We start from the raw sequence: 20,965 nt of genomic DNA, 5'->3' as shown, positions 1-20,965 counted from the left end.
AACTGTCTGTAAGAAACGCGTGATCGGCACGGAATCGGCGCGCGCGGTGAGGGAGTCGTCTAGTCTCGGGCAATGCCGAGGAACCGCCGTCGCTCCCTGTCGCGTGCCGCCGTACTGGCCATTGCCGGGGCGGTGACCCTGGCGGCACCCGCCGTCGCAGTGGCGGCGCCGCAGGGCGTCGACGTGGCGTCGTGGCAGCATCCGAACGGCGCGCCCATCAACTGGGGTGCGGTGCGCGGCGCGGGCTACGAATTCGGTCTGGTCAAGGCCACCGAGGGGCTGTTCTACACCAACCCGTACTTTGCGCAGGACTCCATCGCGATGCGGATCGCCGGCGTGGCCCGCGGCGCCTACCACTACGCGGATCCGTCTGCGTCGCCCGAGGCGCAGGCGGCCTTCTTCGCGGCGAACGCCCTGGCGGTCAACCAGATCGGCGGCCTGCCGCCCGTCCTGGACCTCGAGAGCACCGGCGGGCTCGCCGCGCCGCAGCTCATCGACTGGACGCGCCGCTATCTCAACGCGGTGCAGGCGCTCACCGGCCGTCAGCCGATCATCTACACGTACCCCAACTTCTGGCGCACCGCGATGGCGAATACGTCCGAGTTCTCCAACTACCCGCTGTGGATCGCCGACTACAACGGCGGCAACTACCCGGGCGCGCTGCCCGGGGGGTGGAAGAACTGGGCCTTCTGGCAGTACACCGACAGCGGCCGGATCCCGGGCGTAAACGCCGCCATCGACCTCAACGTCTACAGCGGCGCGATGGGCGACCTCAACATGTACGCGCGCAACTTCTTCGGAAGCTGAGCGTCGGCACATGACGAACAAGCTGAGCGGCAAGACCGCAATCGTGCTGGGCGTGGCCCCCGGCAACGTGGGCCACGCGATCGCCCGGCGCTACGCCGACGACGGTGCCGCCGTGCTGGTCGCGGGGCGGCGCCCGGACGCGGTCGCCGCGGTCGCCGACGAGATCGGCGCGCAGGGGCAGCAGTGCGACATCACGTCGGAAGCCGATCTGGACCGGCTCGTCGAACACGCCCGGAACCTGTTCGGGCACATCGACGTGGGCGTCAACGCCACCGGTTGGGGTCTGCTCGCCCCCTTCGAGGAGACCACACGCGAGGATCTCGAGCGGATGGCGGCGGTCCAGTTCACGGGGCCGTTCCAGTTCTTCCAGCGGCTGGTCGCGAACATGCCGAACGGTGGTTCGATCATCCAGATCTCCTCGGTCACCGCGTCGATCATGTTCGAGAACCACGCCGCCTACATGGGCACCAAGGCCGGGATCGACCACGTGATCCGGTGTATCGCCAACGAATACGGGAACGGGGGGTCCGCGCCAACTCCATCGCTCCCGGCGGCGTCGCGGACGCCCCGATGTCGGGCGGCGGACTGAACTATCCCCCGATTCGTTCGCTCTACCTGCGGGAGATCCCGCTCGGACGGGTCGGTATCGCCGAGGACGTCGCGAACGTGGCGGCGTGGCTGGCGGGCGACGAATCCGGGTTCGTCACCGGCCAGATGCTGCACGTCAGCGGCGGACAGACGCTGCGCCGCAACCCGTCGATCGCGGATCTGATCGGTGCGGCCACGCCCGATCAGGCGTAACTCTCAGCCACCCGGGGTGAGCTGACCGGTCACCCGGTAGAGCCGCCACATCTCGGGTTCGGTGCCGCCGTCGTTGCGCATCTCGAGGACAAGGGCGCCGACGCCACCCGAGCCGGTCTCGAACATCGTGGGGTACCGGCGGTTCACGGCGTCCGCGACGCCGCGCTTGGTGTTCGGGACGGCCAGGATGTACTGGACGCCGTTCCCGGCCGGGTCGTCGAGGATCTCGGCGAAGTCGGTGTCCGACGTGATGACGAACTGTCTGGGGTTGGCCGACGCCGTCACCACCGCGAAACCCTCGACGGTGTCGAGCAGGACCGAACCCTCCGGCAGGTCGAGGCGGTCGAGGTAGTCCGCGATGCGCCGCTCGGCGCCGAAGGTGCGCAGGATCGCCAGCTCGGCGGGATCCTGCCGGCCCGGGACGATCGCGCTCGCGATGGAGTGCTCGAGCGCAGCCAGTCGGGCGTTGCCCATCGCGACGGTCGTCACCGCGGTCGAGCCGACGAGCAGGCACACCGCGAACGCGACCAGCGGTGACGGGCCGGGATACGCCGGGATCGGTCGCGGCTTCGGTGCGAAATGCCCTGGGCGGTGCGAGATCACGGGCGCCCGGCTCGGTGCGAGCAGGACGACGAGGACGAACGCGAACGGGATGATGGTGATGTAGAAGCGCAGGAACGGGAACGTCGAATCCATCAGGTACAGCAGCGACTGCGTGCCGAGGACCGCGCCGAAGATCGTGAACGGAACCAGGATTTCGGCGTCCCGCCGGCGGAAGGCGAGAACCGCCGCGACGATCAGCAACAGCGGGACCGCCGGCCCCAGGACCGCCATCTCCGTCAGCGAGAACACCGCCCGGTCGACGCCCGTGGTCGTGGCGCCGCCGCCGGACTGTTCCAGGATCGCGCTGTTGCCGTACACCGACGAGAACTGTTGGAACGCGGTGCCGGTGATGAGCCAACTCGTGAACGACCACGCGACGAAGGCCGCGATCCCGGGCCCGACGACGATCGACACCTCGACCGCGGCCGCCCACCACCGGTCCCCCCGCGCCGACTGCGCGGTGGGTCGATGGCGGATCACGGTGACCAGGCCGACGAGGGCACCGGCGACGAACATCGGGGCGATCGCGTCGTAGCGGGTGAGATACGCGAGGGCCAGCGCGATGCCCGCTGCGATGAGGTCGTGCACACCGTCGCTGCGCATCCACCGCATGAGCCGGCGGACGGCCCAGCACACGAAGAACACGAACGGCGCCTCGCTCATGCCGTTGGCCGCGTACATGACGATCATGGGGTTGAGCGCGAACAGCGCGGTGAGCACCACCACCAGAACCGTCGAACAGCCACGGTCGCGCGCGATTCCGCGGATCTGGACGACGGCGCCGGCCATGAACGCGGCCGACATCACCACCGCGGTCAGGTTCCAGCGCAGCAACTCCGGCCACCAGTGCCCGAGGAACCCGAGAGGCAACTGCGCGAACGCGGTCAGCGGTGTGAAGACGAATCCGATCGCCGCGAGGTGCGGATCCCGGCTCAGCAGCACACCCGAGACCGCTGCGACCCGGGAGAGCGAATCGGTGAAGATGAAGCCGACACCGACGTTCATCCATACGCCCACCGCGACGTAGGCGGTGAACAGAATCCCGTACAGCGTCCACGGCTTCCGCCGCACGCGGACGCGTGGGGTCTCACGTCCGGTGCCCCCCTGGGAAGGCGCCGGACGCAGGGCCGTCGTCGAGGTCACGACCGGCGCCGGCGCAGCCACACTGTCGCGCCGACCACGATCACGGCGAGGACCGCGGTCCCCGCGACGATCGCGACGATCGCGCCGGCGCCGATACCGGAGTCCTCCTCCGAGTCCGCCTGTGCGGCGACATCGGTGACCTTCACCCCGATCGTGAACGGTTGCGCGTCACGCGGACCGATCAGGACGTCGCCGGTGAGGCGCGGGAACTGCGAGGGGTCGGCGTCGAGCCAGCCGAGCAGTGCGTCGAGGTCCCGGGGTTCGCCGTTGGACGTCGCCAGCACGACCGTGCGGTTGCCCTCCTCGATCACCTGCAGCGTGCCGTACGGGGTGGTCCCGGCGACACCCTGCAGGGCGAGCAGCGCGGGATCGGCCGAGGCGAGGGGCTGCCGCACCGACTGCGGCAGATTGCCGTCGGCGGCGACCAGGATCGCCGGCAACGTGTCGGTGGCGGCCTCCGTGAGCGGTCGCACGCGCGGCTGCAGCGGGAGATAGCTGCTGTGCTGCATCTGGACCAGCAGCTGGTTGGCGCGGCGCAGGTCGCCCAGGTCGTTGTCGCCGAGGCCGACGTCGACGGTGGGCAGCAGCGTCTGCGGCAGCGACGCGAACCCGCCGGGCAGCGGTGGCGTCGCGAGGTGCGAGGAGACGGTGCTGCGCGGATCGACGGTGAGCGACGACGCGTCGCTGGTACCGCACTGGAAGTCGCCCGTGATGTCGAGCGCCACCGTGAGCGTCATGAATCGGGACAGCAGGTTGTTCGGCACGTCGGCGCGGACGTCGAACCTACCCGTCGAGTCGAGCGGCGCGCTGGCCAGCTGGGTCCCACCGAGGCTCACGGTGAGGATGCCGCTGCGGGACGGCGGTAGCGGGACGTAGGTGCCGAACAGGTGTGCCGACAGGTCGCGGATCGGCCGGCCGAGCTGGGTCTGGTTGACCTCGATCGGCACCGCGATGCGGTTGAGGCCGGACGCCGAGAGCGAGCCGATCTTCAGCTGCTCGAGCGTCACCACGTCCTGGGCCACCTCGGGCACCTTCACCTCGGCAGCCGCGATCGCGCGACTCGCGGCCGCGTAGCCGTCGAGATTCGCGACGAACAGGTCCACCTGCGACGACAGCGCGGTTTCGTTGCCGGTGATGCGCAGCACCGGCGCACCGGCCGGCGTCGGCTCCAGCCCGATACCCGCGTCGGAGGCGCCGCCGACGGCGATCGAACGTTCGAACAGCGCCGGGGCCACCGACGGTACGCCGGCACCGGCGGGAGCCTGCGCCACCTCGACGCGGGTGGGCTGGTTGCCGTAGTGGTTGACGACGGCCGTGCTCAACGTCAGTGCCGCGTTCTGTTCGGCCGCCGACGACGGGTCCGCGACGTAGACCGTCAGCTTCCGGAGAATCGGGGGCAGGAACTCGGCCGGGGACGCCGGCTGACGCTCGGCGCCGGCGTAGTCCACCGCCGCGTCCCGCACGGTCAGCGGCGCGAACTGGCTGCGGTCGTAGCAGCGGTTGTCGATGGGAATGTAGTGGCTCGTGATCGTCAGGTTCACGGTCCGGTCGGTCACCGGCAGGCCGTCGAGCGGCACCGACAACGGGATGCCCGCTTCGCTGGCGCCGGGGATCTCGACGCGCTGGACCACGCGGCCGTCGGAGCGGACCTCGAGCCACCCCTGGCGGAAGTCCATTGGGGTCGTGAGAGTTCCGGTGAGACGGCGGGCCTGCAGCCCGTCCGGCACCGGAAGGGTGACGGCCACGGGCGCGGAGTCCGACACGAACTGCAGGTCGGCGGGGCGTCCCAGTTCAGGGAACGGAACTGACTGTCCGGTACCGACGGTCGTGTCGTCGGAGTCCTGAGCCGATGCCGCACCGGCTCCCGGCAGAAGCGCCGCGATCGCGACGAGAGTGCCCGTCACGAGCGTTGCGAGCCTGCGTCGCGGCGCGCGCGAGGGCGCCCCCGTCCTTGCCATGAACTCTCCCCAGATCGTCCTCTACGTACTGCCGGCATCCGGTCGAGTGGGTCGACGACGGTCGGCTGAACGAAGGAACCCGAATCCGAAACTTCTTGTGCGCAGGCAGGGCCCGTGGGAACGGACGTTGCGCTCACCTTCGTCGCGACCATTCAATCACGGGTTTGTACCAAACGCTGGTTCAAAAGTTGAAGTTCCATCCGTGTGATTCGGAGAGGTTGGTCACGGAGCGACACCTGTCACTCGGTGTAACACTTCGATCACCGCCGGGATGAGTCAAGATGGAACTGCAAACGGTCCGGTGTAGACCGCGTCGCTCGACGATTGCGAAATAGTCTCGACTGCACATGTGTTCGAGCGCGCGGGGAGGAAATTCACGATGACGCATGCCACTCCGGGCATCGATGCCTCCCCTGTCGGCGACGGCGAGGACGTCCAGGGTGCCCCGGCGCCGCCGTCGACCGGCGGCGGGAAGTCCTCGGCGCCGGCCCCGTTCACCAGCGCGTCGATCTTGTTGCGGTGGCTGCTCATCGGCGGTTGCTCGCTCGCTGCCTTCTGGCCCTCGGTGCTCCGGACCGTCGACGATCTCCGGGGTGGCGACTTCCTCGGTTACATCCTGGTGATGCCGTTCCTGGCCGCCGTGGCGGCGATCGGCGTCGCCCGCCGCCGCGTCGGTGAGTTGCCCATCCACGACCGGCAGATCGACAGCCTGGTCGGCGGGATGGCCCTGCTGGTCTCCGTCGCCGTCCAGTGGTTGCTGCTGCCCCGATACGAGGCGCAGTTCAGCGTCCTGCGGATCGATCTGCTGTCGTGGCTGCTGTTCGTCATGGGTGCCGCGGTCCTGCTGTTCGGGCTCCGGCCGGTGGGCCGGTTCTGGCCCGTCTGGCTGATGCTCCTCCTCATCGCTCCCCTCCCCTACCGCATGGTGGTGGTGATGCTGGGCGGCCAGTCGCAGCACGTGAGCGTCGTGCTGACGGTGTTCGCGGCGGCCGCCACCGGAATCGCGGTCGGCCGGACGCGTCGACGCGGCATCGTGGGCGCAGTCGCGACGATCGCCGTGGGCCTCGCGGTGCTGGCGTTCATCTGGTTCGTCTTCCCGGACGTGCCTCGCCCGGTCGTGCAGTTCGTGCCCGCCGGCGTCGCGGCCGTGACGGTCGGCATCGGCATGTACGTGCAGCACGGGTACTACTTCACCGACCGGCGTGCCGCGTACTCCGTCGCCCCGCAGCGCCCCACCGCCGTCCGCACCGGGCTGGTCCGCTCCGGCCTGGTCGTCGTCGCGGTCGCCTTCGTACTCTCCCTCATGCCGCTGCCCGATCCCCCGGCCACCGTCGTCGCCGACGGTCCCTCGGGGTCGGGCTCGGAGCTCGCCGTCCCGGCGGGTTGGACGCAGGAAGGCGTCGAGGAGTTCGACTGGGCCGACCGCTTCTTCGGGCGCCGCGCCACGCTCGTGCGGCAGACGATCGTGGCCGACGAGGGGAACGCGGACTGGGATTCGAAGTTGCGGCCGCGGCGCGTCGTCATCGACACGCTCGACACGCATCGCCCCGCGACCCTCACCGTGTACCCCACCGACACGCTCTACCGCCTCAGGGACGCCCGCCGCAGCCCCGTCGTGCCCGTGGACCTCGGTCACGGTGTGCAGGGCGAGTTCTCGACGATCGTCGACGAGGAGGCACTGCTCACGTGGAGCCTGCTGTCGTTCACGTGGACGCGCGGTGACATCAGCCAGCGGGTCAACCTGGTCACCGTCGACGATCATCGCCCGGACGCGATCTTCCCGCAGCCGACGCCGTCGATGGCGTCCGACGTCACCAACACGTTCAACGTGCTGATCCGCGGCAACGCGGTCACCGTCGACGACAACTCCGAGTACAAGGATCGCGACATGCTCGGCGTCGTGGGTGCCGAACTCGTGGACGCACAGTGGAAGGCGGACGAGGCATGAGCGCCGACCGTTCGGTGGCCGTCACCGACGAGTTCAAGGCCGCGGCATTGAACGACGCCGTCGACGGGCTGCGGGAGCGGCACCCGCTCGCGTCCGCCGCGGTGGCGTTCGTGCCGTGGCAGCGCAATCTCGCACTCGTGGTGGCGGCGCTGGTCGTGGTCTGCGCGGTGTTCGTCCCGATCGGCACCTTCACGGTGCTCATCGCGGTGTGCACGATCGCGTACGTCGCCACCATGGTCGACCGTCTGATCATCTTCGCCCGCGGGCTCGACCGGGAAGCCATCGTCACCGTCACCGACGAGGACGCGCGGGCGATCCCGGACGACGACCTGCCCACCTACACGATCCTCGTGCCCGCGTACGACGAGACCGAGGTGATCTACGACCTCGTCGCGGGCATGACCGCGCTCGAGTACCCGCGGGACAAGCTGCAGGTGCTGTTGCTGCTCGAGGAGGACGACCACGGGACGGTGGAGGCGGCCAAGGACGCGATCGCCGTGCCGGGCGGCGAGATCGTGACGGTGATCCTGGTGCCCGCCGCGCAGCCCCGCACCAAGCCCAAGGCGTGCAACTACGGACTGCACTTCGCGACCGGTGAGATCGTCACCATCTACGACGCCGAGGACAAGCCCGATCCGCTGCAGCTGCGCCGGGTCGTCGCCGCGTTCGCGCGTCAGCCCGACGACGTCGCCTGCGTACAGGCGAAGCTCGCCTACGACAACGGCCGGCAGAACCTGCTCACCGGCTGGTTCACCGCCGAGTACGCGGTGTGGTTCAACTTCCTGCTGCCCGGGCTGATGAAGACCAAGTCGCCGATCCCGTTGGGCGGCACGTCCAATCACCTGCAGCGCTGGGTGCTCGACGAGATCGGTGCGTGGGATCCGCACAACGTCACCGAGGACGCCGACCTGGGCGTGCGGATCGCGGCGTCCGGCTACTCGACGGCCGTGTTGGACTCGACGACCATCGAGGAGGCCAACAGCGATCCGATCAACTGGATTCGGCAGCGATCCCGTTGGTACAAGGGGTATCTGCAGTCGTGGCTGGTGCACACCCGACGGCCGCTCGACGCGTGGCGCTCGCTCGGTGCGCTCAGCTTCATCCGATTCACGCTGCTGCTGGCCGGCACGCCGATCATCGCGTGCCTCAACCTGGTGTTCTGGTTCATCACGTTCACGTGGCTGCTCGGCCAGCCGCTGATCGTGGCGGACGTGTTCCCGCCGTACATCTACTACGGTGCGCTGATCTCGCTGGTGTTCGGCAACGCCGCCGCGATCTACATGAACATCGTCGGCTGCCGCGAGACCGGGAACTCGCATCTGTTGCTCGCGTGCGTCACCGTACCGATCTACTGGCTGATGATGAGCATCGCCGCCGCCAAGGGCTGCTGGCAGTTGCTGCGCAATCCGTCGTACTGGGAGAAGACCTTCCACGGCCTGGGGACGCCGTCCCCCGCGGCCCCCACAGCCCCGCCGTCCTCCCCCGCGGTCGAGTCGCCCACCCCCTGACCCCTGACTCCCCCCTGACATCCCTCCGCCCCCCTCCCGCGTTTTGCGCACTTGTCGCGAACTTCCGGCCTCGGCCGGCGCGACAAGTGCGCAAAACGCGAGGGAGATCAGCCGAGGGTGTTGAACCCGGCCATCAGGGGGAAGAGCGGATCGTCGACGCCGACGTCCATCGTGCACTCGTTCAGTCGCGGGTCCGGGACGAACGCCCACAGCAGTGCGCCCGCGGTGCCGGCAGCACGCTGGCCGGTGATCTTCTGTCCGATGCTCGACGCGCGCGCGGACAGCGTCTTGCACGACCCCGCGTTCTCGCCGATCTCGGCCACCAGCAACGGCTTTCCGGCGGCCTCGGCCTGATCGATGCGACGGGCCAGCCCGTTCCACTGGTCACCCGGCAGCGGGATGCCGTCGGCGCCGTAGTCGTGGTACTGCACGAAGTCGACGTTGTCCGATTCGGTGACGAACTGGTAGTCGTCGCCCCCGGTGCCGCACTGTCCGCCGCCGATCAGGCCCGCGGTGACCAGGTGCTTCGGCGCGATCGTCTTGATCTCGCCGCCGGCCTCCTCCATGAAGTCGCGCAGTACCTGCGCGGCGTCGGTCGGGCAGGTGCGCACCCACCAGTCGCAGTTCCCGTTCACACACTCACCGGGATCCGGTTCGCCCACCAGCTCCCACGCCGCGACCGACGGGGAATCCTTCCAGCGGCTCACCGCGGTCTGCACCCAGTCCTCGAAGCTGAGCCGGGTGCCGTTGTCGTCGTCGGTCTTCCAGCCGCCCACGTACCACGAGCGGTCCTTGAACTCCTCGCTCTCGCACGCGCCGTCCTGCGCGGACAGCACCGGGATGATCATCTGATCGGTGCGTTCCGCCTCGGCGAACACCGCGTCCATGGCCGTGAAGTCCAGTTCGCCCGTGAACTTGTTGATCGCGAGTTCCTGGAAGGCGTTGAACCGCGTGAGCGAATGCGGCGGTTGGGATTCGAAGTAATCGGGCAGATTTACCATCCCGCCGCAACCACGGTTGATGCCCCAGTTCGTCGACAGCTGGTAGGCGTTGAAGCCTGCCGGCCACCATTTCTCACCGTCGAGGTACAGGCCGTCCGAGGCGGCCTCGACGCGTCCCTGCGCCTGGGCTTGCGGGGCCAGGCCCGCGCCGCAACTGGCCATCGTCACCACCGACAGCACCGCTACCAGCAACCATCTCAATCTCGGTGTCGTTTTCAGAACTGCCTCGCTTCGTCGACGCGTGGCCGCGGGATGGATCGATTGCCTCTCCCCGACTCCCCGGCGATCCACGGCGTATGGGACCCATTCGCGCCACACTCTAGAGAACTTCGGACAGAAAGGTCTGTAGTCGCGGTGTCTCCGGGTTGTCGAACATTTGCTCGGGAGCGCCCGACTCGACCACCACGCCGCGGTCCATGAACAGCACCGAGTCCGACACCGAGCGCGCGAACCCCATCTCGTGGGTCACCACGACCATCGTCATACCGGTGGTCGACAGGTCGGCCATGAGCGCCAGCACGCCCTTGACCAGTTCCGGATCGAGCGCCGACGTCGCCTCGTCGAAGAACATCACCTGCGGTTGCATCGCCAGCGCCCGGGCGATCGCCACCCGCTGCTGCTGTCCGCCGGACAGGTTGCCCGGGCGGGAGTCGGCCTTGTGCGCCAGGCCCACCAGCTCGAGCTGTTCCAGCGCCAGCCGACGGGCCGCCTCCTTCGACAGCTTCTTCAGCTTGCGCGGGCCGAGCGCGATGTTGTCGGCGACGGTGCGGTGCGGGAAGAGGTTGAAGTGCTGGAACACCATGCCGATCCGCTGCCGCAGCCGATCCGGGTTGTCCGCGAGCACCGACCGGCCGTCGAGCAGGATGTCGCCGGCGTCGGGCTCGTGCAGCCGATTGAGTACGCGGAGCAGCGTCGACTTCCCGGAACCCGACGGCCCGATCACCGTGACGGTCTTGCCGGCGTCGACGTGCACGTCCACGCCGCGCAGCACCTTGTTGGACCCGAAGGCCAGGTGCAGGCCGGTGCCGGTGAGGGAGACGGAATCGTCCACGCGTCAGCCCCTTTCCACGACGATGGACTGCTCGAGATCGTCGAGCGTGCCGGATGTGTCGGCCCGACCGGTGCGCAGCCGCCGGTCGATGTAGTTCACCAGGTGGGTGAGCGGGATGGTCAGCGCCAGGTAGAAGAGTCCGGCCGCGACGAGCGGCGACAGGTTGCCGGTCTGTGCGTTGAGGTCCCGGCCGACGGCGAACAGCTCCCGCTGCGTCACCAGCAGGCCCAGGAAGTAGATCAGTGACGAGTCCTTGATGAGCGAGATGAACTGGTTCATCAGCGCCGGCAACACCCGGCGCACGCCCTGCGGGATCACCACGAGCGCCATCGATCGGCGATACGAGAAGCCCAACGCGCGGGCCGCTTCCATCTGTCCCGGTTCGACGCTCTGGATGCCGGAGCGGAAGATCTCGCCGATGTAGGCCGCCGCGAGCAGGGACAGCGCCGCGGCGCCCAGCCAGTACGGGTTGCTGCCGGTGATCCCCTTGACCACCGGGCCCACACCCAGGCCGACGAGCAGGATGATCACCACCGCGGGCAGGCCGCGGAAGATGTCGGTGTAGACCCGGGCGGGCCAGCGCAGCCAACGGGTGCGGGAGATGCCGGCCACCGCCAGCAGCATGCCGATCACGGTGCCGACGATGCCCGACGACAGCGCGAGGATCAGGGTGTTCGGGAGACCGGTGCGCAGCAGATCCGGGAACGCCCGCTTGTACAGCTCCCAGTCGAAGAACGTCTCGCCCAGCTGTTGCAGCGTCGACTTGGGCTGCGCGGTGGACGGTTCCGCCGTCGCCGCGTTCTGCTCCGCGATGGCCGCGAAGTCCGGCAGCTGCGGTTCGGGCGCGGCCTTGCTGCCCGGTTTCCAGCCCGCGGGTAGTTCCCGCGGTACCCAGTCCGAGTACAGCCGCGACCAGGTGCCGTCGGCGATCACGGCGTCGAGACCCGAGTTCAGTGCGTCGATCAGCGGCTGGCGGTCCTTGGCCACCGCCCAGCCGACATAGTTGTTGAGGCTGAACGTGTTCTGCACGATCGACGCCGGATCACCCGGGGCGATCGCGCCCTGCGCCTGCTGCGACGGCGCCACCCACGCGTCGATCTGGCCGGTCTTCAGGTTCGCGTACGCGGTGTTGTAGTCGGGGAACTTCACCGGGTCGAGGCCCAGGGTGTTCACGACGTAGTCGTCCTGCACGGTGCCCTGCACGACACCGATGCGGACCGACGACGTCAGGTCCGGGAAACCCTTGATCGCACTCCCGTTCGGCACCACGAGGGCGAAGTAGCCGAAGTCGTAGCCGTTGGTGAAGCCGACGAGGTCGCGTCGGGCGTCGGTGGTGGTGATCGACGACGAGCCGACGTCGAACCGGTGTCCCGCCACCTGCGCGAGCAGTCCCGCGAAGTCCGTTCCGACGAATTCGACCTGCAGACCCAGCTTCGCCGCGACCGCCCGCAGCAGTTCGTTGTCGAATCCGGTGAAGACGTTCTGCGAGTTGACGCAGATGCTGGGCGGTGCGTCGGACAGCGTGCCGACCGTCAGCGTCCCGGGTTTGGCCAGGTTCAACTTCGACGCGTCGATGTCGGCGAGCGGCAGCGTGTTCGGTGTCGTGTACTTGTCCTCCGCGGCGGATGCGGTTGCGGAGTCCAGGTTGCTCGGCAGCGCGGTGGCACTGTCCACACCGGGCGGGGCGCACAGGTCGGCCGTCGACTCGGTGCCCGACGAGCAGGCGACGAGCGCGAGAAGGGGCAGCAGTACTGCGAGCAGCACCGCCACGGCCCGGGGGCGGGAGGTGGCGGCGGCGGTCATCGGACTCTCGGGCTACGCGAGGCCGGACAGCTGCGGCGGGGTGTGCTCGTCACGCCAGGCGACGGCCTCACGCAGGGCGGTGAGGTCGTAGTCCGGGCCGCTCGCGTTGACCGTGAAGAGCGTGACCCCGGCGTCGACGTAGGCCGCGGCCTCGTCGACCCCGTGCCACCACGTCGACCGTTCGATCTCGTGCGGATCACGCTGCACGTCGCCGCAGTGTTCGCCGAGGATTGCCGACTTGCGGACGAATTCGTCCCGGTCGCCGAACCCGTGCCAGATGTCGGCGTACTCGGCGACCAGCCGCAGCGTCTTCTTCTCACCGCTGCCGCCGATCATGAGTGGAATGTCCCGCGTCGGTGCCGGATTGAGCTTGTCGAGCCGAGCGGTGATGCGCGGCAGGTACTCTCCCAGCAGTTTGATCCGGGAACCCGGGGTGCCGAACTCGTAGCCGTAGGCGTCGTAGTCCTTCTCGAACCAGCCGGCGCCGATGCCGAGGATCAGGCGTCCGCCGCTGATGTGGTCGACGGTGCGGGCCATGTCGGCCAGCAGGTCCGGATTACGGTAACCGGCGCAGCTCACCAGCGCGCCGATCTCGACCCGCTCGGTCTGTTCGGCCCACGCCCCGAGCATGGTCCAGCACTCGAAGTGCGCGCCCTCCTGATCGCCGTACAGGGGATAGAAGTGATCCCAGTTGAAGACGACGTCGGCGCCGGCGTCCTCGGCGCGCAACACGGCGTCGCGGATCATGCCGTAATCGGGGGCGTGCTGAGGCTGCAGCTGGATGCCGATACGCACGGGACGGGTCATGGGAACTCCTTCGCGGCGAGACTGCATCTCACGGTAGACCCAGGGTCGTGGCACTGCACGATGTTGAACGCCGCAAGGCCGCGAGTGCCGGGCCGAATGCGGCGATGACGTCGATCTGGTTCGTGCGTGGTCGGGCCGGAAGCGGCGTCCGGCAACACTTTCCGGCCCGAGCCCGAAGCTCCTACAGGCGTCCCGAATCGGCGGCCTCGGGTTGCCGGCCGAGCATGCGCCCCGACGCGAGGACGCGTGCGGCGTCCGACACTTCCATCTCCATCAGGGTGTTCGCGGCGAGCCACTGCTCGACGCCGCGGAATCCGAGGGTGTCGAACGAGATGCCGCGCCTGTCGATTTCGGCGACCGCCGCAACCAGCAACACTTCGAGGCGTTCGATCTCCCTGGACATCTCGACCGCCGACTGCAGCAACGAGGTTTCGGGGAGAGCGATCCCCGCGCCGGTCGGCGGCACGGTGGCCGCGACGCCCGCATTGTTCAGTTCCCCCGGTTTCATGACCCGAGCATAGTTCGAACTGGTGTTCGAGTCAATCGCGATCGGGCGCGAGGGCGGAGTGCGTGGAGCACACTGAACACATGCGGAACACGCAGCGCCCCAGCCCGCCGACCGGCGTCAAGCGCCGGTTCCTCCGCGCGCCCATCACGCTGTACCGGTGGCACCTCGGCGGCCTGCTCGGGCACCGGTTCCTGCTCCTCGAACACGTCGGACGCCGCAGCGGCAAGACCCGCCAGGTGGTGCTCGAGGTGGTCGATCACGACGACGCCTCCGACAGTTGGGTCGTCGCGGCGGGCTACGGGACGGCGTCGGACTGGTACCGCAACCTCGCGGCGCACCCCCGGGCGCGGGTGCAGGTCGGCCGGCGCGGTTACGAGGTGGAGGCCGACTTCCTCGGCGCCGAGGAGGGCGGCGACCTCATGGCGTACTACGGCAGCGTGCACCCGAGGATCGGCGTCCGCCTGTGCAAGACCATGGGCTTCGAGGTCGACGGCAGCCTGGACGACTTCCGCGAGGCGGGCCGTCACATCCACTTCGTCCGGCTGCGACCCGTGCGCGCTTGATGGTTCCGGGCACTTCGGACGCCTATGCTGTGGCCCGCACACCCGTGCACCCTGACTCGGATCGTCCGGCACGTTCCTGCCGGTGAAGGGATCGTTCCACCATGGCTTCGGTGACGTTCGACAAGACCACGTGCCTGTTCCCGGGCGCGACGACCCCCGCGGTCGACAAGCTGGACCTGCACATCGAGGACGGCGAGTTCCTTGTGCTCGTCGGCCCGTCGGGCTGCGGCAAATCCACGTCGCTGCGCATGCTCGCGGGCCTCGAGGAGGTGTACGACGGCCGCATCCTCATCGGTGACCGCGACGTCACCGGCCAGGAGCCCAAGGAACGAGACATCGCGATGGTCTTCCAGAACTACGCGCTGTACCCGCACATGTCGGTGGCGGAGAACATGGGCTTCGCGCTCAAGCTCGCCAAGACGCCCAAGGACGAGATCAAGCGCCGCGTGCAGGAGGCGGCGAAGATGCTCGACCTCGAGCCGTACCTCGACCGCAAGCCCAAGGCGCTCTCCGGTGGTCAGCGCCAGCGCGTCGCGATGGGCCGCGCGATCGTCCGCAGCCCGCAGGTGTTCCTGATGGACGAGCCGCTGTCGAACCTCGACGCGAAGCTGCGCGTGCAGACCCGCACCCAGATCGCGCAGCTGCAGCGACGGCTGGGCACCACCACCGTCTACGTCACGCACGACCAGGTCGAGGCCATGACGATGGGCGACCGGGTCGCGGTGCTCAAGGACGGTGTCCTGCAGCAGTGCGCGCCGCCGCGCGAGCTCTACGCCCGTCCGGTCAACCAGTTCGTCGCCGGTTTCATGGGCTCGCCGTCGATGAACATGCTGACGCTGCCGGTCACCGACGGCGGTGTCGCGCTCGGCGACGCCGTGATCCCGGTTTCCCGTGAAACCATCGCCGAGATTCCCGAGGGCCGGGTCGTGCTCGGCATCCGGCCCGAGCACCTCGAGCCGGCCCCCGGCACGACAGGTATCTCGCTGGACGTCGACGTCGTCGAGGAACTCGGTTCCGACGCGTACGTCTACGGACGCACCGGTGTGGACGGCTCGGGCGAACACCAGATGGTCGCGCGGACCGACTGGCGCAACCCTCCGCGGCGTGGTGAGCGAGTGAACCTGCACGTCGACCCGTCCGAGGTGCATTTGTTCTCGGTGACCGACGGTCGTCGGATCGGGTGACCCTGACCGATCCAGTCCGGGGGTAATTCCCGAAACCAACCGTATTTCGTGCCAGAGTAGGCGGCGACATATGCCTCGGTCCGGTCGAAGTTCACGTCCGCAGTGTTCGTTCGTCGGCCCGGAGACGTCTATCGGAAAGGTGGACCATGCGTTCTTTCAACACGCGCTCGCGGGTTGCAATCGCGGCCTCGGCGGTCGCGATGCTGGCACTCGCCGGGTGCTCGAGCGACGACAGCGGCAGCGCCAGTGCTGATGATGCCGTCAAGCAGAATCTCGACGGCCGCGGTGCGATCTCGTTCGCGATGGGCAAGAACGACACCGACAAGCTGCAGCCGGTGATCGACAAGTGGAACGCGGCTCACCCGGACGAGAAGGTGTCCCTCAAGGAGCTGCCGGGCGAGGCCGACGACCAGCGCAACAAGCTGGAGCAGTCGCTGCAGGCCGGCAACGCCGACTACGACGTCATGGCTCTCGACGTCGTGTGGACCGCCGGCTTCGCCGCGAACGGCTGGCTGCAGCCGCTCGAGGGCGGCCTCGCGATCGACACGGCGCCGCTGCTGCCCGCGACCGTCGAGTCCGCGACCTACCGCGGCACGCTGTACGCGGCCCCGCAGAACACCAACGCGCAGCTGCTGTACTACCGCACCGACCTGACGCCGACGGCTCCCGCGGACTGGAAGGCGCTCACCGACAGCTGCCAGATCGCCAAGGACAAGGGCGTTCAGGACTGCATGGTCACGCAGCTCAAGCAGTACGAGGGTCTGACCGCCAACACCACGCAGTTCATCAACTCGTGGGGCGGCTCGGTCGTCGGCACCGACGGCAGCACCCCCGAGGTGGACTCCCCGCAGTCCAAGGCCGGCATGCAGGCCATGGTCGACGCCTACCAGGCCGGCCAGATCGCCAAGCGTTCGACGGGCTTCACCGAGGAGGAGACCAACCTCGCGTTCGTCGGTGGCGAGTCGATGTACGCCTACAACTGGCCGTACATGTGGGACAACACCCAGAAGGACGGCTCGAAGGTGAAGGGCAACGTCGCCGTCGCCCCGATCGTCGGCCCGAACGGCGCCGGTGCATCCACCGTCGGTGGCTACAACAACGGCATCAACGTCTTCTCGAAGAACAAGGCGACCGCGCGTGACTTCATCGCGTTCGTCCAGAATGACGAGAACCAGATGTCGTTCGCTGACGCCGCGTTCCCGCCGGTCCTGAAGTCGGTGTACGACGACGCGGCCCTGCAGGCGAAGTACCCGTACCTGCCGGCACTGAAGGCGGCCCTCGAGTCGGCCAAGCCGCGTCCGGTCACGCCGTACTACACCGCGATCTCGAAGGCCATCCAGGACAACGCGACCGCGGCCCTCAACGGCAAGGTGACCGTCGACCAGGCGGCGACCGACATGACCGCAGCGATCAACAACGCGGCCAAGTAGTCACCGCACACACGAGAGATCAGGTAACGCACGATGGCTGACTCTGCTGAGCTGAGGCGAGCAGACGAGGCCCGCGCCGTGGTCGGGATCGACGATCCCGACCACGGCGGTCGCGCTTCCGGGCCCGGGCCCGGGACGGCGCGCACGGGTCACGACGACGAACCACCGGCGGTCGCTCCGCGCAAGAAGCGCGACTTCCGCCCGATCTGGCTGATCGCCCCGACAATGGTGATCCTGGCCGTCGTCATCGTGTATCCGGTGCTGCGCGCCGTCTACCTGTCATTCCAGGCGAACAAGGGCATCGATCCCGATACCGGCCGCTTCACCGAGGGCGGGTTCGCCGGTTTCAAGCACTACCTGCAGTGGCTGGTGCAGGACTGCGGCGGCGGCGCGGGAACGTGTCCGCCCGGCACCCTGGCGCACGATTTCTGGTCCGCTGCGGGCGTCACGATCTTCTTCGCCGTCGTCACGGTCGCGATCGAGGTGCTCCTCGGTCTGTGGATGGCGACGGTCATGGGCAAGACCTTCTGGGGTCGGTCCCTGCTCCGCGCGAGCGTGCTGATCCCGTGGGCCATTCCCACCGCGGTCACCGCGAAGCTGTGGTTCTTCATCTTCGCCGAGAACGGCATCGCCAACAAGATGCTCGGCACCTCGATCGCGTGGACCACCGACCCGTGGGCGTCGCGGTTCGCGGTCATCATCGCCGACGTGTGGAAGACGACGCCGTTCATGGCGCTGCTGATCCTCGCGGGCCTGCAGATGATCCCGCAGGACGTCTACGAGGCGGCCAAGGTCGACGGCGCCAGCGCGTGGCAGCGGTTCACCCGGATCACGTTGCCGCTGGTCAAGCCGGCCCTCATGGTCGCGGTACTTTTCCGCACCCTCGACGTGCTGCGCATGTACGACCTGCCCGCCATCCTGTCCGGCACCTCCGGCGCGACGCCGAACACGACGTTGTCGATCCTGGTGATGGCCGACATCCGGCAGGGCAACTTCCAGAGCGCGTCGGCGCTGTCGACATTGATCTTCCTTCTGATCTTCGCCGTCGCGTTCGTGATGGTGAAGTTCCTCGGCGCCAACGCCGTGCGCACCCAGGACGAGCAGCGGAAGGGAGCTGATCGCTGATGGGCCGTCACCGCAAGCCCGAGGAACTCGACGACCACGCGACGACGCCCACGTCGTCGGTGCCGACGGCGACGGCCACGGCCGTCGCTCCCCCGCCGGAGCCGGAAGCCGGCACCACCCCGCGTCGCCGCACCGACCGCGGCAAGATGGCCCGCACCTACCTCGGTGTCGCGATCATCCTCATCTGGGGTCTGGCGCCGTTCTACTGGATGGTCGTCACCGCGTTCCGGCGCGTCGATCACACCTTCGACACCACGCCGTGGCCCACGTACCTCACGCTCGACAACTTCCGTGCCGCGCTGTCGACCGACAAGGGCAACGACTTCCTCGGTGCGATCGTCAACAGCCTCGTCATCGGCGTGGTCACCACGGCCGTCGGCCTGCTGCTGGGTGTGTTCGCGTCGTACGCGCTGGCCCGGATCGAGTTCCGCGGCAAGTACATCGTCACGGGCATCATCCTGGGCGCGTCGATGTTCCCGACGGTCGCGCTCATGACGCCGCTGTTCCAGCTGTTCGGCGACTTCGGCTGGATCGGGCAGTACCAGGCGCTGATCATCCCGAACATCTCGTTCGTGCTGCCGCTGACGATCTACACGCTCACATCGTTCCTGTCGGATCTGCCGTGGGAGCTCGAGGAGGCCGCCCGGATCGACGGTGCCTCGCGTTTCCAGGCCTTCCGACTGGTGATCCTGCCGCTGGCCGCGCCCGCGCTGTTCACCACCGCGATCCTCGCGTTCATCGCGACGTGGAACGAATTCATGCTCGCCAGCCTGCTGTCGACCGAGAAGACCGAACCGGTCACCGTCGCGATCGCCCGTTTCGCCGGCGCCAACTCGTGGGAGCAGCCGTACGCGGCGATCATGGCGGCCGGCACGATCGTCACGATCCCGTTGGTGATCATGGTGCTGCTCTTCCAGCGCCGCATCGTCTCGGGCCTCACCGCGGGCGGCGTGAAGAGCTGACATGCCGCCCGGTAGGCCGCCGCGGGGCCGTCAGCCCCTCGAGATGCTGATCGGCATCCTCGGTTTCTTCACGTTCATCGCGTTTCTCGCCGCCGTCGTCCCGATCGTGCGCGGTGAGCCGTCGGTGACGGCGTCCCTGGTGCTCCTGGCGTGCGTCGTGCTGCTGGGCGGCGTCGTCGTCCTGCATCGGCGCACCTGACCGACCCCTTCTTCCGCCCCTCCCCGCGTTTCGCGCACTTATCGCGAGGAATCGGGCTCCGGACTCGCGACAAGTGCGCAAAACGCGAAGTCTGACGGCCTAGAAACCCGATCCGATCTCGATGCTGCCGACGATCGAACCGTCCGCGGCATATCCGGTGAGCGTCGAACTGCCGAGCGAAGGGATCGGGTACCAGCCGAAAAAGCTGCCCTCCGCGAACACGGTGGGAAGCACCTGACCGGTGCTCGTACGGAGGTCGGCGCGCACCGCCGCGCCTGCAGCCGCGTCGAAGTAGTGCGCGTTCAGCCGCTCATCGGTGTCGGCACCGGCGCCTATTGCTCCGACAATCCATGTGCCGGCTCCTTCACCGAAGGCGGCTGTGTCGGTTTTCCGTCGGCACCGGTCGATCGTGCCGCTGAACTCGGACGGGCCGGGCATCGCAGCGCTGGCAGCTGTCTCGAAGACCGGAGCAACGCAGCGCTCGCCGTCGGTGCCGTGCGCGACGAGGACGGTGAAGACGGTGCCGTCCGGCCCGGGAATGGAGCCGATCCGCTTGGCAACGGCCGGATCTACCGGTGTTTCACCCGGTGCCCGGTCCCGCCAGTAGTAGAACGTGTCGGTGAACGCCTTCGGCATCACTCCGGACGCGGCCGCTGCCCCGACTCCGCCGGCAACGACCAGCGCCGCGACGGTGACGACGGAGGCCACCCGCCGGGAGCGGCGCCGTGGCGCAGGCGGCGCGGAGACATCTGCCATGACACGCGCGCACACGGCGGCTCGCTGATCGGCGGGCCACAGCGCGTCGTCGTCGGGCCGCATCCTTTCGAGAGTCCGCAGCAGGTTCTTCGTCATCGGATGCTCCTCGGTGCGGGGACGACCCGAAGCGGGGCCGGTTCGACGGATTCGGTTGCTCCGGCGCGCAGGCGTCGTCGGGCGCGGAACAGTCGGACGTGCATGGCCGGGACGGAGCAGCCGACGACCCGGGCCGCTTCGGAGGCGCCCAGGCCGTCCCACACGGTGAGCAGCAGCGCCTCGCGTTCCGTCTCGGTGAGGGCCGCTAAGGCGGCGAGCACCTCGGCGCGATCGGCAACGGTGATGTCGGCGCCGGGCGCGGATGTGGTGAGTTGCTCGAGACGGCCCACCTTCTCCGTCAAGGCGTCGCGGCGCCGATCGGTGCGGCGACGATTCGACAGGGTGTTGCGCGCGACCACCAGTAGCCAGGGCAGCGCCGGCTCCGGCACCTCGGACAGCCGTCGCCACGCCACCAGGAACGTCTCCGACACCACCTCCTGCGCGTCGTGGTGGTCGACGTGTCGGCTGGCATAGGCGAAGACCCGCCCCGCGTACGCGTCCCACAGCGTCGTGAACCGCTCGCTGTCCCCCGATGCCGGTGGTCCCGGCTGTTCCTCTCCCATACGAAGAAGTGTCCGGGCAGTCGGTATTTCTTACGGAGATCGCCACGACCTCCTTCCGCCCTCCCCGCGTTCTGCGCACTTATCGCGCTTTTCGGGCCCCATTTCTCGCGATAAGTGCGCAAAACGCGGAGGGGCGGCGGAGGGACGGG

Annotated in this window: 18 protein-coding genes and 1 pseudogene; 10 read left to right on the top strand and 9 right to left on the bottom strand. The window is 68.5% G+C overall.

What is annotated here, in order from left to right:
• Positions 1-72 precede the first annotated feature (72 nt).
• Together ABEU20_RS07375 and ABEU20_RS07370 are read left to right on the top strand one after the other, a co-directional pair.
• Complete coding sequence (locus ABEU20_RS07375) at positions 73-807, top strand: glycoside hydrolase family 25 protein (protein WP_420163736.1); 735 nt, start codon at positions 73-75, stop codon at positions 805-807.
• Between the two features lie 10 nt (positions 808-817).
• A pseudogene (locus ABEU20_RS07370) lies at positions 818-1,608 on the top strand (SDR family NAD(P)-dependent oxidoreductase).
• A gap of 3 nt (positions 1,609-1,611) precedes the next feature.
• Here ABEU20_RS07370 and ABEU20_RS07365 read toward each other — a convergent pair.
• Complete coding sequence (locus ABEU20_RS07365) at positions 1,612-3,216, bottom strand: ABC transporter (RefSeq protein WP_420163925.1); 1,605 nt, start codon at positions 3,214-3,216, stop codon at positions 1,612-1,614.
• Between the two features lie 134 nt (positions 3,217-3,350).
• The gene (locus tag ABEU20_RS07360; RefSeq protein WP_420163735.1) at positions 3,351-5,312 is read right to left on the bottom strand and encodes a hypothetical protein; all 1,962 of its coding nucleotides are present in this window, start codon (positions 5,310-5,312) and stop codon (positions 3,351-3,353) included.
• 379 nt (positions 5,313-5,691) lie between these two features.
• On the opposite strand from ABEU20_RS07360, the gene ABEU20_RS07355 reads away from it, so the two are divergent.
• Together ABEU20_RS07355 and ABEU20_RS07350 are read left to right on the top strand one after the other, a co-directional pair.
• The gene (locus ABEU20_RS07355) at positions 5,692-7,260 is read left to right on the top strand and encodes a hypothetical protein (RefSeq protein ID WP_420163734.1); all 1,569 of its coding nucleotides are present in this window, start codon (positions 5,692-5,694) and stop codon (positions 7,258-7,260) included.
• Entirely contained in the window at positions 7,257-8,768 is a 1,512-nt protein-coding gene (locus ABEU20_RS07350) for a glycosyltransferase (RefSeq protein WP_420163733.1), read from the top strand. The genes ABEU20_RS07355 and ABEU20_RS07350 overlap by 4 nt, the downstream gene beginning before the upstream one ends.
• 107 nt (positions 8,769-8,875) lie before the next feature.
• Here the strand turns inward: ABEU20_RS07350 and ABEU20_RS07345 are convergent, their stop codons facing one another.
• From ABEU20_RS07345 to ABEU20_RS07325, 5 genes are all read right to left on the bottom strand, one after another.
• Positions 8,876-9,931: a beta-mannosidase gene (locus tag ABEU20_RS07345; protein ID WP_420163924.1), complete on the bottom strand. Its 1,056-nt coding sequence runs from the start codon at positions 9,929-9,931 to the stop codon at positions 8,876-8,878.
• 157 nt (positions 9,932-10,088) lie between these two features.
• Entirely contained in the window at positions 10,089-10,820 is a 732-nt protein-coding gene (locus ABEU20_RS07340) for an amino acid ABC transporter ATP-binding protein (protein ID WP_420163732.1), read from the bottom strand.
• A 3-nt stretch (positions 10,821-10,823) separates the two neighbouring features.
• A complete protein-coding gene (locus tag ABEU20_RS07335) occupies positions 10,824-12,623 on the bottom strand; it encodes an ABC transporter substrate-binding protein/permease (protein ID WP_420163731.1) in 1,800 nt (599 codons plus the stop codon).
• A gap of 12 nt (positions 12,624-12,635) precedes the next feature.
• On the bottom strand, positions 12,636-13,430 hold the full coding sequence (locus tag ABEU20_RS07330; protein WP_420163730.1) for an LLM class F420-dependent oxidoreductase: 795 nt from the start codon (positions 13,428-13,430) through the stop codon (positions 12,636-12,638).
• A gap of 181 nt (positions 13,431-13,611) precedes the next feature.
• Positions 13,612-13,938 carry a hypothetical protein gene (locus ABEU20_RS07325; RefSeq protein WP_420163729.1) on the bottom strand — a complete coding sequence of 109 codons (327 nt, stop codon included), beginning with the start codon at positions 13,936-13,938 and terminating at the stop codon, positions 13,612-13,614.
• Between the two features lie 80 nt (positions 13,939-14,018).
• On the opposite strand from ABEU20_RS07325, the gene ABEU20_RS07320 reads away from it, so the two are divergent.
• The 6 genes from ABEU20_RS07320 to ABEU20_RS07295 all read left to right on the top strand — a co-directional run bounded on the left by ABEU20_RS07320 (position 14,019) and on the right by ABEU20_RS07295 (position 19,401).
• A complete protein-coding gene (locus tag ABEU20_RS07320; RefSeq protein ID WP_420163728.1) occupies positions 14,019-14,501 on the top strand; it encodes a nitroreductase family deazaflavin-dependent oxidoreductase in 483 nt (160 codons plus the stop codon).
• Positions 14,502-14,602: 101 nt separating this feature from the next.
• Positions 14,603-15,685: an ABC transporter ATP-binding protein gene (locus ABEU20_RS07315; RefSeq protein ID WP_420163727.1), complete on the top strand. Its 1,083-nt coding sequence runs from the start codon at positions 14,603-14,605 to the stop codon at positions 15,683-15,685.
• 146 nt (positions 15,686-15,831) lie between these two features.
• Positions 15,832-17,115 carry an ABC transporter substrate-binding protein gene (locus ABEU20_RS07310; RefSeq protein WP_420163726.1) on the top strand — a complete coding sequence of 428 codons (1,284 nt, stop codon included), beginning with the start codon at positions 15,832-15,834 and terminating at the stop codon, positions 17,113-17,115.
• Positions 17,116-17,148: 33 nt separating this feature from the next.
• The gene (locus ABEU20_RS07305) at positions 17,149-18,240 is read left to right on the top strand and encodes a carbohydrate ABC transporter permease (RefSeq protein WP_420163725.1); all 1,092 of its coding nucleotides are present in this window, start codon (positions 17,149-17,151) and stop codon (positions 18,238-18,240) included.
• 146 nt (positions 18,241-18,386) lie between these two features.
• Positions 18,387-19,202 (top strand): carbohydrate ABC transporter permease, encoded by an 816-nt coding sequence (locus tag ABEU20_RS07300; RefSeq protein ID WP_420163923.1) that lies wholly within the window; start codon positions 18,387-18,389, stop codon positions 19,200-19,202.
• Between the two features lies 1 nt (position 19,203).
• The gene (locus tag ABEU20_RS07295; RefSeq protein ID WP_420163724.1) at positions 19,204-19,401 is read left to right on the top strand and encodes a hypothetical protein; all 198 of its coding nucleotides are present in this window, start codon (positions 19,204-19,206) and stop codon (positions 19,399-19,401) included.
• 99 nt (positions 19,402-19,500) lie between these two features.
• On the opposite strand, the gene ABEU20_RS07290 is transcribed toward ABEU20_RS07295, so the two are convergent.
• Both ABEU20_RS07290 and ABEU20_RS07285 read right to left on the bottom strand, forming a co-directional pair.
• The gene (locus tag ABEU20_RS07290) at positions 19,501-20,253 is read right to left on the bottom strand and encodes a hypothetical protein (protein ID WP_420163723.1); all 753 of its coding nucleotides are present in this window, start codon (positions 20,251-20,253) and stop codon (positions 19,501-19,503) included.
• Positions 20,250-20,816: an RNA polymerase sigma factor gene (locus ABEU20_RS07285; RefSeq protein WP_420163722.1), complete on the bottom strand. Its 567-nt coding sequence runs from the start codon at positions 20,814-20,816 to the stop codon at positions 20,250-20,252. The genes ABEU20_RS07290 and ABEU20_RS07285 overlap by 4 nt, the downstream gene beginning before the upstream one ends.
• Between the last annotated feature and the right edge of the window lie 149 nt (positions 20,817-20,965).

The sequence above is a fragment of the Rhodococcus parequi genome (assembly GCF_046042785.1).
In the GTDB taxonomy this organism is placed as follows: domain Bacteria; phylum Actinomycetota; class Actinomycetes; order Mycobacteriales; family Mycobacteriaceae; genus Prescottella; species Prescottella parequi.
The sequence above is the reverse complement of the archived record's forward strand: the minus strand, read 5'-3'. Positions and strand labels throughout refer to the sequence as shown.